A 13,873-nucleotide genomic window follows, 5' to 3' on the forward strand; every position below is an offset into this window, starting at 1 on the left:
GACGGCGCGGACGCCGGTGCAGGTGAGGAGGGGCACCGCCCGGGTCAGGGGCGCTCGGCCAGGTACAGGCGCACCGACAGGGCGCTGACCGGGACGGCGGCGCCCGGGCGGTCCCGCCCGCCGACCGCGCCGGCCGGGTAGCGCTCGACGGCGCCGTCCCACAGCAGCCGGTACCCGCTGGCCCACGGCCGCGGGGGCAGGTGCACCTGCCCGTCGTCCAGGCCCCCGTGCAGCACGAGCAGCAGGGATCGCCCGCCGACCGGGTCCCCGTGGCGGAAGACCTGCACCATGCGCACCGCGGGGTCCTCCCACCGCGCCTGCGTCATGGGCGCCCCGGAGGCGTCGAACCAGGCGAGGTCGGTGGTGCCGTCCTCGTGCACGGCCTCCCCGGTGCAGTGGCGCACCGGGCGCAGCGCGGGGTGCTCGCGCCGCAGCGCCGTGAGCACCCGCGCGGTGGCCAGCAGGTCCTCCTGCCACGGCGCGAGGTCCCAGTCGACCCAGGAGGTCTCGTCGTCCAGGCAGTAGGGGTTGTTGTTGCCGTGCTGGGTGCGCCCGACCTCGTCGCCGGCCACGAGCATCGGCACCCCGGCCGAGAGCAGCAGCGTGGCCGTCAGCGAGCGCATGGAGCGCCGGCGCAGCGCCTCCAGCAGCAGCTCGTCGGCGCTGCGCCCGGCGGTCCACCCCTCGGCGCCGTGGTTCCAGGTGCGGTTGTCGTCCGAGCCGTCCCGGCCGCCCTCGCCGTTCGCCTCGTTGCGCTTGCGCTGGAAGGCCGTGGTGTCGGCGAGGGTGAAGCCGTCGTGGGCGGTGACGAAGTTGACCGACGCCAGCGGGGTGCGGTCGTCCCCGGCGAACAGGTCCGCGGACCCGGACAGGCGCGTGGCCAGCTCGCGCAGGCCGTGGCCCGGCTGCTCCCCGGAGGACAGCCGCCCGGCGTCGGCGAGCCAGAAGTCGCGCGCGCCGTCGCGGAAGCGGTCGTTCCACTCGGCGAAGGGCGCGGGGAACTGCCCGGTGCGCCAGCCGTCGTGCCCGACGTCCCACGGCTCGGCGATGAGCTTGACGTCCGCGAGCACCGGGTCGGCCAGCGCCGCGACGAGGAAGGGGTGGTCGGGGGTGAACCCGCCGGAGCGGTCGCGCGCCAGCGTCGGGGCGAGGTCGAAGCGGAAGCCGTCGACGCCGTAGGACGTCGCCCAGGAGCGCAGGGAGTCCAGGGCCAGCTGGACGACGCGCGGGTCGCCGGAGTCGAGGCTGTTGCCGCAGCCGGTGGTGTCGACGTCCCGCCCGTGCTCGTCGAGGCGGTAGTAGGACGCCGCGTCCAGGCCGCGCAGGCTCAGCGTCGGGCCGTCGGCGCCGCCCTCGCAGCTGTGGTTGTGCACGACGTCGAGCAGCACCTCCAGCCCGGCCCCGTGCAGGGCCGCGATCGCCGCGCGCAGCTCCGCGCCCACGGCGGCGGGCCCGGCGGCCCGCGCCGCGGCGGTGGCGTAGCGCGGCTCGGGCGCGAACCACGACAGGGTGCTGTAGCCCCAGTAGTTGACGGCGCCGCGCCGCACCAGGTGCACCTCGGGGGCGCTGGCGTGCACGGGCAGCAGCTCCAGGCTCGTGACGCCGAGGGAGAGCAGGTGCTCGACCACGGCGGGGTGCGCGAGGCCGGCGTAGGTGCCGCGCAGCTGCGGCGGCACGGCCGGGTGGCGCGCCGTCAGCCCGCGCACGTGCGCCTCGTAGACCACGGTGCGCGACCACGGGGTGCGCGGGCGCAGCGCCGGGTCGGCCACGGCGTCCTCGACGACGACGCCGTGCGGCACGCACGCGGCGCTGTCGCGCTCGTCGCGCCGGTGCGGGCCGGGCACGGGACGCCAGGCGTCGTCCACCGCGTGCCCGAAGACCTCCGGGCCCCACCGCACCTCGCCCGTGATCGCGCGGGCGTAGGGGTCGAGCAGCAGCTTGGCCGGGTTGTGCCGGTGCCCGCGGGCGGGGTCCCACGGCCCGTGCACCCGCAGGCCGTAGCGCTGGCCCGCGCGCACGCCGTCCAGGGAGCCCGACCACACCCCGTGCCGGCGCTGGGGCAGGCGCACGCGCCGCTCGAGCAGCCCGCCGGCGCCGTCGTCGTCGAGCAGGCACACCTCCACCGCCTCCGCGTGCCGGGCGAGGACCGCGGCGCGGGCGCCGCCGGGGGTCAGGTGGACGCCCAGCGGCCAGGTCCACGGGTCGTCGGCAGCAGCGGGCACGGCGTCCCAGTCTGCCTCCTCCGCGGACGCCGCGAGGCGGCTCCCGGGACCGGCCCCCGGGACCGGCCCCCGGGTACGGTGGGGCATGTCGAGCGAGGAGTGGCCGCCGTCCTACCCGCCCCCGGCCTCCTCCCGGCCCCTGCGCGGCCGGGTGCTCGACGCCCTGCTCGACGAGGGCCTGCGCCCGGACGTCGACGCGGACGGCGACGTGGCGTTCACCCTGCGCGGCCAGCGGCTGTTCGTGCGCTGCGTGGACCCGGACCCCGACCTCGACCCCGGCGGCGGCGCCGCGCGCCCGGACCGGCTGCGCGGGCGGGTGCCGCTGGCGCGCGTGTTCGGCCAGTGGCACCTCGGTGACTCGGTGCCCGCGGACCCGCTGCTGCGGCTGCGGGCGGCCAACGACATCACCGCCCGCTACGACCTGGTCAAGGCGAGCCTGCACGACGACGTCCTGCTCGTGCTCGTCGACCTCGTCGTCGTGGACGCCGCGGACGACGCGCCGCTGCGCCCGCTGCTGACCGGGGCGGCGGCCGGGGTGCTCTCGGCGGTGCGGGCCTGGTACGCCGCCGCCGGCGGCCACGGGCCGGGCGGCGCCGGGGCAGGGACGCCGGGAGCGCCCTAGCCGCGGCCGGACCGTCGCACGCCCGACCTAGACTCGACGCCGTGAGCGCCTACCTCGACCACGCGGCGACCACGCCCGCGCGGCCCGAGGTGGTCGCCGCCATGGCGGAGGAGCTGGGCCGCATCGGCAACCCCTCGTCGCTGCACACGGCGGGGCGCGCCGCGCGCCGCGTGGTCGAGGAGGCCCGCGAGCAGGTCGCCGCGGCGCTCGGCGCCCGGCCGGGCGAGGTGGTGATCACCGGCGGCGGCACGGAGGCGGACAACCTCGCCGTCAAGGGCCTGTACTGGGCCCGGCGGGCGGCCGACCCGCGCCGGCGGCGCGTGCTCGTCTCCGCCGTCGAGCACCACGGCGTGCTCGACCCGGCGGAGTGGCTCGCGCACGAGCAGGGCGCGGAGGTGGTGCACCTGCCGGTCGACGCCACCGGCCGCCTCGACGTCGCGGCGCTGCGGGCCGAGCTCGAGGCCGACCCGGCCTCCGTCGCGCTCGTGTCGGTGATGTGGGCGAACAACGAGGTCGGCACGCTGCAGCCGGTGGCCGAGGTGGTCGCCGCGGCGGCCGAGCACGGCGTTCCCGTGCACTCCGACGCCGTGCAGGCGGTCGGGGCGGTGCCCGTGGACTTCGACGCCTCCGGCGTGGCGGCCCTGAGCACGACCGCGCACAAGATCGGCGGGCCCGTGGGCGTCGGCGCGCTCGTGGTGCGGCGGGGCACCGCGCTGGTGCCGGTGCTGCACGGGGGCGGCCAGGAGGGCGGGGTGCGCTCGGGCAGCGTGGCCGCGGCCTCCGCCCGCGCGCTCGGCCTGGCCGCCGAGCTCGCCGCCGCCGACCAGCCGGCGCACGCCGCGCGGCTGGCCGACCTGCGCGAGCGGCTCGCCGCGGCGGTGCTGGCCGCCGTCCCCGACGCCGTCGTGCACGGCAGCCCCGACCCGGCGCTGCGCCTGCCCGGGCTGCTGCACGTGACCGTGCCCGGCTGCCAGGGCGACTCCCTGCTGTACCTGCTCGACGCCCGCGGCGTGGAGTGCTCCACCGGCTCGGCGTGCACCGCCGGCGTGCCCCAGCCCAGCCACGTGCTGCGCGCCATGGGCCTGGAGGACGCCACCGCCCGCGGCGCGCTGCGCTTCAGCCTCGGGCGCACCTCCACCGCCGCGGACGTCGACGCGGTCGCCGCCGCCCTCGGGCCCGTCGTCGAGCGCGCCCGCAGCGCCGGCCTGGCGGTGCAGCGGTGAGGGTGCAGCGGTGAGGGTGCAGCGGTGAGGGTGCTGGCCGCCCTGAGCGGCGGCGTGGACTCCGCGGTCGCCGCCGCGCGGGCGCTCGACGCCGGGCACGACGTCGTGGGCGTGCACCTGGCGCTCGCGCGTGGCAGCGCCCCGGCCGGCGGCGGCCGGGTTCGCGGCTGCTGCACGGTCGAGGACGCCCGCGACGCCCGCCGGGCCGCCGACGTCCTCGGCGTCCCGTTCTACGTCTGGGACCTCTCCGAGCGCTTCGGCGCGGACGTCGTCGACGACTTCGTCGCCGAGTACGCCGCCGGGCGCACCCCCAACCCGTGCGTGCGGTGCAACCAGCGCGTGAAGTTCGCGGCCCTGGCCGACCGGGCGCTGGCCCTCGGCTTCGACGCGGTCACCACCGGCCACTACGCCCGCCGGGTCGACACCCCCGACGGGCCGCGCCTGCACCGGGCCGCGGACGCCGCCAAGGACCAGTCGTACGTGCTCGCCGTGCTGCCCCCGCACCGCCTGGCCACGGCCCTGTTCCCGCTGGGGGAAGCGGCCAGCAAGGACGACGTGCGGGCCGAGGCCGCCCGGCGCGGGCTCGCCGTCGCCGACAAGCCCGACAGCACCGACATCTGCTTCGTGCCGGACGGCGGCACGAAGGCGTGGCTGGACGAGCGCATCCCCGCCCGCCCGGGCGCGGTGGTCGACACCGCCGGGCGCGTCGTCGGCGCGCACGCCGGGGCCGCCGGGCACACGGTCGGCCAGCGGCGCGGGCTGCGCCTGGGCGTGCCCGCCCCCGACGGCAGGCCGCGCTACGTGCTCTCGGTGTCGGTGGCGCGCGGCACCGTGACGGTCGGCGGGGAGCAGGAGCTGCTCGCGGACGTCGTCGAGGCCGAGCACCCGGTCTGGTGCGGGCCGGCGCCCGCGCCCGGCGCCCGCGTGGGCGCGCAGCTGCGCGCCCACGGCGCCGAGCTGCCGTGCGTGGTGCAGCGCGCGGACGAGGCCGCCGACGGCGCGCTGGTCGTGCGCCTGCTCACCCCGGCGCGCGCGGTGGCCCCGGGACAGCTGCTGGCCCTCTACGACGGCGACCGCGTCGTGGGCTCCGCGACGGTGACCGCCGCGGCCCGCGCCGGGGTGCCGGCGTGAGCGAGCAGCCGCCGGCGGGCCCGCCCGGCGCCGCTGGCGAGGGCACCGCACAGGGCCGGTCCGGGGGTGCCGCGGCGGCCCCCGCGGCGCGGCCGCGCGCGACCGGCACGGGCCCGTGGCCGGGGGAGGACCCGCTGGAGGCGGCGCGCACGGTGCTCGGGGAGCTCGGCGGCGACGCCGGCCTGCCCTTCCTGCCCGAGCTGCCAGCCCGCGGGCCCGGCTCCGACGCCGCCGGCCGCACCGCGGCGCTGCTCGTGGACCTGCCGGTGGACCTGCAGCCGGTGGGCTGGCGCCTGGTCGACCACCCGGGCCGCGACGCCGAGCGCGCCGGCTCGCACCGGCGCGCGGACCTCGACGCCCTCGCCGAGGCCGCCGACGGCTGGACCGGGCCGCTGAAGCTGCAGGTGCTCGGCCCGTGGTCGCTCGCCTCCTCGGTGTGGCTGCCGCGCGGGGAGCGCGCCGTCGTCGACGCCGGCGCCCGCCGCGACCTGGTCCACTCCCTCGGCGAGGGCGTCGCCGCGCACCTGCGCGACGTCGCCCGCCTGGTGCCCGGCGCCGACCTCGTCCTGCAGGTCGACGAGCCGGCGCTGCCCGCCGTCCTCGACGGCCGCCTGCCCACCGCGAGCGGGTGGGGTCGCCTCCCGGCGGTCGACAGCCTCGAGGTGCGCGAGGGGCTGCGCGCGGTGCTCGACGCCGCCGGGGCCGCGGGGGCGTCCGCCCGGGGGGTGCGCTGCCCGGCCGGGGCGCCGCTGGGCCTGGTCCGCGAGGCCGGGGCGAGCGCGATCGGCGTCGAGGTCGCGGCGCTGGGCGCCGCGGGCTGGGAGTCCCTGGCCGCGAGCACCGAGGCCGGCCTGGCCCCCTGGCTGGGGGCGCTCGACCCGGCCGGTGAGCTGCCCGCCGTGGGCGCGCTGGTCGAGGCGGTGCGCCGGCCCTGGCGCGAGGTCGGGCTCGACCCCGAGCTGCTGGCCGGCGTCGTGCTGGCGCCCACCGCGGGCCTGGCCGGCACCGCGCCGTCGCGGGCGCGCGCCGTGCTGGCGCGGCTGCGCGAGGGCGCGGACGCCCTGGCCGAGGTCGCGGCGGGCGGCTGACCGGGTGAGGACTCCCCGTTCGCGCCCGCGCTGTCGGCGCGGGCCGGGATGATGCACCGGTGAGCGAGGTGGTGGACGACGCGACCGCGGTGCCGCTGGCCGAGGAGCAGCCGCAGGTGCCCGCCGTCGCGGAGCAGCCGCAGGTGCCAGCGCCCGTGCGGCACGAGTGGGAGCGCCTGGCCGAGGAGGTGCGCGCCCACCAGTTCGCCTACTACGTCAAGGACGCCCCGACCGTCAGCGACGGCCAGTACGACGCGCTGCTGCGGCGCCTGCAGGCCCTGGAGGAGGAGCACCCGGGCCTGCGCACGCCGGACTCCCCGACGCAGCAGGTCGGCGGCACGTACTCCACGGAGTTCCGGCCCGTGGACCACCTCGAGCGCATGCTCAGCCTCGACAACGTCTTCGACGCCGAGGAGCTGGCGGCGTGGGCGGGGCGCGTGCTGCGCGACGTCGGCGAGGCGGCCGACGAGCAGGGCGGCGTGCGGTGGCTGTGCGAGCTGAAGATCGACGGCCTGGCGATCAACCTGCGCTACGAGCGCGGCCGCCTCGTGCTCGCCGCCACCCGCGGGGACGGGCGCACGGGCGAGGACGTGACGCTCAACGTGCGCACCATCGCCGACGTCCCGCACGTGCTGGCCGGCGAGGGCCACCCGGAGCTGTTCGAGGTGCGCGGGGAGGTGTACCTGCCCGTGGAGGGCTTCGAGGCCCTCAACGCGAGCCTGGTGGAGGCCGGCAGGGCGCCCTTCGCGAACCCGCGCAACGCCGCCGCCGGCTCGCTGCGCCAGAAGGACCCGCGCGTGACCGCCACCCGCCCGCTGCGGATGATCGTGCACGGCCTGGGCTCCCGCGGGGGCCTGGCGCCGGTCAGCCAGTCGCAGACGTACGAGCTCCTCGCCTCCTGGGGCCTGCCCGTCTCGGCGCACTCGAGGGTCGCGACCACCCTCGAGGAGGTCCAGGCCTACGTCGACCACCACGCCTCGCACCGGCACGACCGCTCCACCGTCGAGCACGAGATCGACGGCGTCGTCGTCAAGGTCGACCAGGTCGCCCTGCAGCGCCGCCTCGGCGCGACGTCGCGGGCCCCCCGGTGGGCGGTGGCGTGGAAGTACCCGCCGGAGGAGGTCACCACGAAGCTGGTCGACATCCGCGTCAACGTCGGGCGCACCGGGCGGGTCACCCCGTTCGCGTACATGGAGCCGGTGCGGGTCGCCGGCTCCACGGTGCAGCTGGCGACGCTGCACAACGGGGACGAGCTGCGGCGCAAGGGCGTCCTCATCGGCGACACCGTCGTCGTGCGCAAGGCCGGGGACGTCATCCCCGAGGTCGTCGGCCCCGTCGTCGACCTGCGCGACGGCACCGAGCGCGAGTTCGTCATGCCCACGCACTGCCCCGAGTGCGGCACGGCGCTGCGCCACCTGCGCGAGGGCGACGTCGACCTGCGCTGCCCCAACGCCCGCACCTGCCCCGCGCAGCTGCGCGAGCGCGTCTTCCACGCCGCCGGGCGCGGGGCCTTCGACGTCGAGGCGCTCGGGTACGAGGCGGCCACCGCGCTGACCGCGAAGGACCCGGCGACGGGCACCGCCGTCCTCGTCGACGAGGGCGGCCTGTTCGACCTCGCGGCCGAGCACCTGCTGCGCCTGCCGCTGTTCCAGCGGGCGCGCAAGGACGGCGGCGTGGAGCTGAACGCCAACGGCCAGCGGCTGCTGGAGAACCTGGAGGGCGCGAAGGACCGGCCGCTGTGGCGGGTGCTCGTCGCGCTCTCGATCCGGCACGTCGGCCCCACCGCCGCCCGGGTGCTGGCGCGCGAGTTCCGCTCCCTGGAGCGGATCGAGGCCGCGGACGCCGCGGAGCTCGCCGCCGCCGAGGGCGTCGGCCCGACCATCGCCGAGGCCGTGCGCGAGTGGTTCGCCGTCGACTGGCACGCCGAGGTGGTGCGCCGGTGGCGCGCGGCGGGCGTGCGCACGGCCGACGAGGTCGACGCGTCGGTGCCGCGCACCCTGGAGGGGCTGACCGTCGTCGTCACCGGCAGCCTGGGCGGCTTCAGCCGCGACGAGGCCAAGGAGGCGATCCTGCTCCGCGGGGGCAGGGCCTCGGGCAGCGTGTCGAAGAAGACCTCCTTCGTCGTCGTCGGCGACAGCCCCGGCTCCAAGGCGGCGAAGGCCGAGGAGCTCGGCGTCCCGGTGCTCGACGAGGACGCCTTCCGGCTCCTGCTCGAGGAGGGCCCGCAGGCCGTCGCGCCCCCGCAGGCGGACCCGGAGCCGGACCCGGCAGTCGACCCCGAGGCCGACCCGGGAGCGGACCCGGAGGCGGGTCCGGGAGCGGACCCGGAGGCGGGTCTCGGGGCCGGCTCAGGCGCGGCGGGCTGAGCGGGGCCGCCCGCCGCGCGAGCGGCGCTGGCGGGCCTGCGGCGTGGCGGCCGCCCAGGCGCCGAGCGAGACGCCGGCGGCCAGCGCCAGGGCCGTGCCCGCGGCTCCCAGCAGCGCGCCCACGCCGGCGGCGGGGCTGGCGGTGACCAGCGCGAGGATCGCCCGGTAGACCTGCAGCCCGGGCAGCAGCGGCACGATCCCGCAGATCGCGACCACCACGGGCGGGGCGGTCAGCCGGGGGCCGGCGTTCTCGGCGAGCATGCCGATCGCGAGGGCCGCCGCGGCGCTCGCCACCGGCGCCGAGACGCCCACGGCGGTCAGGACCTCCAGCGCGCCGAGGCCCAGGGCCCCGCAGAGGCCGCTGAGCGCGACGGCGCGGCGTCCGGCGTGGCCGGAGACGGCCCAGGCGGCGCTGGCCGCGCCGGCGGCCGCGAGCGCCACCGGCAGGGGGTGGCCCTCGGGCGGGTCCTGCAGCAGCGGCAGGACGACGCCCCAGCCCTGCGCGACGTCCAGGACCCCGGCGATGCCGACGACGAGGCCGGTCGACATCAGCAGCGTCTCCAGGGCCCGCGCTGCCGCGGTCACGTAGTAGCCGGCGATGGCGTCGGAGACCGAACCGACCAGCGACAGGCCCGCCAGCAGCACCACGATGCCGGCGCCGACGACGAGGGAGGGCTGCAGGACCCCCAGCGCACCGGGCAGCCACGGCTGCGCCACGTGCAGGGCGGTCGCCACCGTCGCCGCGGCCGCCGCCCCGGCCACCTGCTGGAAGAACGGCGGCAGGTCGCGGGCCTCGCTGGCGCGCAGCACCACCTGGATCAGCGCCGCGCTCACGGCGGCCGCCGCCGCGACGGCGGCGCTGCCGCCGAGCTGGACGGCGAGCGCGGCGGCCAGCACGACCGTCGCGGCGTGCGCGGTGCCGCGCCGGTACAGCGGCGCCGCCGACAGGATCCGGCGCAGCCGCGCCTCGAGCTCGTCGACGGGCAGGCCGCGACCCGCGTCGCGCGAGAGCGCGTACAGGTGCGCGAGCTTGCCGTAGTCGGTGCCGCGGCTGGTCACCATGCGCAGCACGGTCAGCGGCGTGCCGTCCTCGCGCAGCGTCGAGATCGTCACGGCCGTGTAGGTGACGTCGACCTGGCTGCTGACGAGCCCGCCGCCGCGGGCGACGCGGGTGGTGGTGGACGTGACGTCGGCCGCCGACGCGCCGCTGGACAGCAGCGCCTCCGCCAGGCGCACGAGCGCCTGCAGCAGCTGCAGGGCCTCGGCCTCCGGCAGGCCGCCGCGCACCCGCGGCGGGTGCGCGGCGGCCTGCGGCTCGCGCACCGCCGCGCGCCGCGCCCACCGCCGCACCGCGCCGCGCCCGGCCGCGCGACGGCCTCGGCCGCCGTCCGCTCCGGGCACGGCAGCTCCTCCTCCGGGTCGCGGCTCGTGGGCGGGACCGCCCACGAGCGCGGTGGATCGTCCCGCGTCCCGGGCAGGAGCGCAGCCGAACGCCGCCGAGGACGGCGGAGCGGAGGTGGTCTCAGCCGTCCGCGTCCCGGCCGGCGACGTGGTCGAGGAGCGCGGCCAGCGCCGGCTCGCCGCGCAGGTCCAGCGGAGCCAGCCCTCCGCGGCGCACCTGGACCAGCAGCTCGCTGGCCGTCTGCGCCGCGATGACGCCGGCGTCGGCCAGGTCCCAGCGGACGCCGTCGAGGGCGGCGCGGGTCCAGCGCCCGGCCAGCAGGCACTCCAGGCGGGGCCGCCCGTACGCGTCGGGGCCCGCCTCGCGCACGACGACGACCCGGACGGCGGCCAGGGCGGGGACGGTGGCGAGCGCCCGCCGCGCCGTGCGCAGGGCCTGCCCCGTGACGGCGGTGGCGTGCACGCCGGCGCGCCAGCGCGCCGGGGCCGCGCGCAGGGACGCCCTCCCCGCCGCGGTGCGGCCGGGCACCCGGTCCGGCACGACCGACTCCGGCGGCGCCAGCAGCACGGTGGTGACCTCCTCGCCGTCCACGCCGACCGGCGCGGCGGCCTCGCCGGCCCGCGCGTAGGCCTCGACCAGGGCGGCCACGACGGCGTCGGGGTCGGACAGGGGCGGCGCCGCCGAGGGCGGCACCGGCACGACCTCGCTGCGGTGGGCGCTGGTGAGGGCCTCCAGCTCCGCCGCGAGGAGCTCGGCCTCTCGGGCCTTCTCCGCCTCCGCGGCGGCCGCCCGCCCCGCCGCGGGAGCCGGGGCGCGCCGCCCGCCGCCGCGCCGGCGCCCGGCACGGGTGGTCGGCGCGGGAGCCAGGGGGCCGGACGAGACCGTGAGCGGGCCGAAGAGGGTGGGCACCGTGGTGGACGCGGTGACCCCACCCGCGCCGGCCCCACCCGCGCCGACCCGCACGCGGGTGCTCGCCGCTGCGGCGCCGACGCGCACGCCGCTCGGCGTCACCCGCACGCGCACGCCGCTCGGGGTCACCCGCACGCGCACGCCCGGCGCGATCCTCACCGAGAACCCCACGGGCCCTCCTCAGGCGGGCCCGCGCAGGGGCAGCTCCACCGCTCCGCCGCGCTCGACGGCGCGCACGCGGTCCGCGAGGCCGCGCTCCTGCGCCGCGGTGAGGAAGTCCTGCAGCGGGGAGCGGAAGACGGTGTAGTCGCCGTGGTGCACCGGCACGGCGATCCCGGGCCGCACCCGCTGCACCAGCTCGGCGCCCATCGCGCCGTCCATCGTGACGACCAGGCCGCCGGGCAGGGTGGTGCCGCCCAGGTGCAGCACGCCGACGTCGATGTCGGGGTAGCGGCGGGGGATCTCGTCGAGCCCCTCGAACAGCAGCGTGTCCCCGGTCTGGTACAGGCGCAGCAGCAGCCGCCCGCCCTCGGAGAACTCGAGCATGGTGCCCATCACGGGGGGCAGCAGGGCCTGCGCGGGGCCGGGGGCGTGCCGGCCCGGCAGCGCCGTGACGCTCAGGTCGACCCCGTCGCGGCTCAGGTGGGCCGCCTCCCAGATGCGCAGCCCCACGGCGCGGCGGAAGCCGCGCGGGCGCAGCCGCCGCGCCGCGTGCCGGGTGGTGATCACCGGCACGTCGCGGTCCAGGGAGCGGGTGGCCACGCGGTCCCAGTGGTCGCCGTGGAAGTGGGACAGGACCACGGCGTCCAGCGGCGGCAGGTCGCCGACCTGCAGCGCGGGGTCGTGCAGCCGCTTCGACAGCAGGCCCCAGCCCAGGTGCACCCGCTGCCCGGCGTGCAGGAAGTTCGGGTCGGTCAGGAGCGTGAAGCCGCACGCGCGCACGAGCGTCGTCGCGGTGCCGATCCACAGCAGGGAGGCGGGCCCGGCGGCCCCGTCGGTTCGCGCCATGCCCGCCCCTACCCCCCGCGCGCGCCGCCTAGACTGCCGGGCCATGCCCGACATCACCCGCGACGAGGTCGCCCGCCTCGCCCGGCTGGCGCGGATCGACCTGTCCGGGGACGAGCTGGACCGCCTCGCCGGCCAGCTGGACCAGATCGTGCACGCGGTCGCGAGGGTCTCCGGCGCCGTGGGCGACGACGTCCCGGCCACCTCCCACCCGATCCCGCTGCGCAACGTGACCCGGCCCGACGTCGTCTCCGGCGTGCTGAGCGCCGAGGAGGCGCTGGCCGGCGCGCCCGAGGCCGAGGACGGCCGCTTCCGCGTGCCGCGCATCCTCGACGACGAGAGCTGAGAGGAGCAGCAGTGGACGAGCTCCTGCGCTGGGACGCCGCGGCGATGGCCGCGGCGGTCGCCGGCGGCGAGGTCAGCTCCGAGGAGGTCACCAGGGCCCACCTGGAGCGCATCGCCGAGGTCGACGGGCCCGCCGACACCGGCGTGCACGCCTTCCTGCACGTGGCGGCCGAGCAGGCGGTCGAGCAGGCGCGCGCCGTCGACGCCGCCCGCGCCGCCGGCGAGCCGCTCGGCCCGCTGGCCGGGGTGCCGATCGGCGTCAAGGATGTCATGGTCACGAAGGGCCTGCCGACCACGGCGGGCTCGCGGATCCTGGCCGGCTGGGTGCCCCCCTACGACGCCACGGTCGTGCGCCGGCTGCGCGAGGCGGGGCTGGTGACCCTGGGCAAGACGAACATGGACGAGTTCGCCATGGGCTCCTCCACCGAGCACTCCGCGTTCGGGCCCACGCGCAACCCCTGGGACGCCACGCGCATCCCCGGCGGCTCCGGCGGCGGCTCCTCCGCGGCGCTGGCCGCCTTCGAGGCGCCCCTGACCACCGGCACCGACACCGGCGGCTCGATCCGCCAGCCGGCCGCCGTCACCGGCACGGTCGGCGTCAAGCCCACCTACGGCGGGGTCTCCCGCTACGGCCTGATCGCGCTGGCGAGCAGCCTCGACCAGGCCGGCCCGTGCGCGCGCACCGTGCTCGACACCGCCCTGCTGCACGAGGTGATGGGCGGGCACGACCCGCTGGACTCCACCTCGATCGACGCCCCCGTGCCGCCCGTGGTCGCCGCCGCCCGCGAGGGCGCCCGCGGGGACCTGCGCGGGGTGCGCGTCGGCGTGGTGCGCGAGCTGGACGGCGAGGGCTACCAGGCCGGGGTGCGCACGCGCTTCGCCGAGGCCCTCGCGCACCTGCAGGCCGCCGGCGCCGACGTCGTCGAGGTCTCCTGCCCCGACGTCGAGCACGCCCTGGCCGCGTACTACCTGATCCTGCCCAGCGAGGCCAGCAGCAACCTGGCCCGCTTCGACGGCATGCGCTACGGCCTGCGCGTCGTGCCCGACGGCGAGGGCGTCACGGCCGAGCAGGTGATGTCCGCGACCCGCGCCGCGGGCTTCGGCGACGAGGTCAAGCGGCGCGTGATCCTCGGCACCTACGCGCTGTCCGCCGGGTACTACGACGCCTACTACGGCAGCGCGCAGAAGGTGCGCACCCTCGTCCAGCGCGACTTCGCCGCCGCCTTCGAGCAGGTCGACGTCCTGGTCTCCCCGACGGCGCCGACCACGGCGTTCCCGCTGGGGGAGAAGCTGGACGACCCGCTGGCGATGTACCTCAACGACGTCGCCACCATCCCGGCGAACCTCGCCGGCATCCCCGGCATGTCCGTGCCGGTCGGCCTGGCCCCGGAGGACGGCCTGCCCGTCGGCCTGCAGGTGCTCGCGCCCGCCGGGGCCGACGAGCGGCTCTACCGCGTCGGCGCGGCGCTGGAGGCCCGCCTCGTCGCGCAGTGGGGCGGTCCGCTGCTCGACCGCGTCCCCCAGTGGCGCCTCGCCGTGACAATGGCCTGAGGGACTCTG

Annotated in this window: 11 protein-coding genes; 7 read left to right on the forward strand and 4 right to left on the reverse strand. The window is 78.6% G+C overall.

The annotated features are described in order from the left end of the window. Positions 1-44 precede the first annotated feature (44 nt). Positions 45-2,222: a glycogen debranching protein GlgX gene (gene glgX, locus BLS82_RS12975; protein WP_255378322.1), complete on the reverse strand. Its 2,178-nt coding sequence runs from the start codon at positions 2,220-2,222 to the stop codon at positions 45-47. Positions 2,223-2,307: 85 nt separating this feature from the next. Between glgX and BLS82_RS12980 the strand changes: the two genes are divergently transcribed. The 5 genes from BLS82_RS12980 to ligA all read left to right on the forward strand — a co-directional run bounded on the left by BLS82_RS12980 (position 2,308) and on the right by ligA (position 8,652). Beyond that, positions 2,308-2,844: a hypothetical protein gene (locus tag BLS82_RS12980; protein WP_092866548.1), complete on the forward strand. Its 537-nt coding sequence runs from the start codon at positions 2,308-2,310 to the stop codon at positions 2,842-2,844. A gap of 41 nt (positions 2,845-2,885) precedes the next feature. Continuing rightward, entirely contained in the window at positions 2,886-4,067 is a 1,182-nt protein-coding gene (locus tag BLS82_RS12985) for a cysteine desulfurase family protein (RefSeq protein WP_092866551.1), read from the forward strand. Positions 4,068-4,091: 24 nt separating this feature from the next. Further along, positions 4,092-5,198, forward strand: coding sequence for a tRNA 2-thiouridine(34) synthase MnmA (gene mnmA / locus BLS82_RS12990; protein ID WP_092866554.1), 1,107 nt, complete (start codon positions 4,092-4,094; stop codon positions 5,196-5,198). Next, positions 5,195-6,286 (forward strand): uroporphyrinogen decarboxylase/cobalamine-independent methonine synthase family protein, encoded by a 1,092-nt coding sequence (locus tag BLS82_RS16635; RefSeq protein ID WP_218123891.1) that lies wholly within the window; start codon positions 5,195-5,197, stop codon positions 6,284-6,286. Before mnmA ends, BLS82_RS16635 begins: the two co-directional genes overlap by 4 nt. Before the next feature lie 68 nt (positions 6,287-6,354). Next, positions 6,355-8,652 (forward strand): NAD-dependent DNA ligase LigA, encoded by a 2,298-nt coding sequence (gene ligA, locus BLS82_RS13000; RefSeq protein WP_369811092.1) that lies wholly within the window; start codon positions 6,355-6,357, stop codon positions 8,650-8,652. On the opposite strand, the gene BLS82_RS13005 is transcribed toward ligA, so the two are convergent. From BLS82_RS13005 to BLS82_RS13015, 3 genes are all read right to left on the reverse strand, one after another. Then, positions 8,635-10,053 (reverse strand): threonine/serine exporter family protein, encoded by a 1,419-nt coding sequence (locus BLS82_RS13005; protein ID WP_176819092.1) that lies wholly within the window; start codon positions 10,051-10,053, stop codon positions 8,635-8,637. The two genes, ligA and BLS82_RS13005, sit on opposite strands and share 18 nt — an antisense overlap. 121 nt (positions 10,054-10,174) lie before the next feature. Next, positions 10,175-11,134 (reverse strand): hypothetical protein, encoded by a 960-nt coding sequence (locus tag BLS82_RS13010; RefSeq protein WP_092866563.1) that lies wholly within the window; start codon positions 11,132-11,134, stop codon positions 10,175-10,177. Between the two features lie 9 nt (positions 11,135-11,143). Further along, positions 11,144-11,971 (reverse strand): MBL fold metallo-hydrolase, encoded by an 828-nt coding sequence (locus BLS82_RS13015; RefSeq protein WP_092866566.1) that lies wholly within the window; start codon positions 11,969-11,971, stop codon positions 11,144-11,146. 43 nt (positions 11,972-12,014) lie between these two features. Between BLS82_RS13015 and gatC the strand changes: the two genes are divergently transcribed. Further along, the gene (gene gatC / locus BLS82_RS13020) at positions 12,015-12,314 is read left to right on the forward strand and encodes an Asp-tRNA(Asn)/Glu-tRNA(Gln) amidotransferase subunit GatC (protein ID WP_092866568.1); all 300 of its coding nucleotides are present in this window, start codon (positions 12,015-12,017) and stop codon (positions 12,312-12,314) included. Positions 12,315-12,358: 44 nt separating this feature from the next. Beyond that, positions 12,359-13,864 (forward strand): Asp-tRNA(Asn)/Glu-tRNA(Gln) amidotransferase subunit GatA, encoded by a 1,506-nt coding sequence (gatA, locus tag BLS82_RS13025; RefSeq protein ID WP_369811093.1) that lies wholly within the window; start codon positions 12,359-12,361, stop codon positions 13,862-13,864. Positions 13,865-13,873 lie beyond the last annotated feature (9 nt).

The organism is Quadrisphaera sp. DSM 44207 (assembly GCF_900101335.1).
Classification (GTDB): Bacteria; Actinomycetota; Actinomycetes; order Actinomycetales; family Quadrisphaeraceae; genus DSM-44207.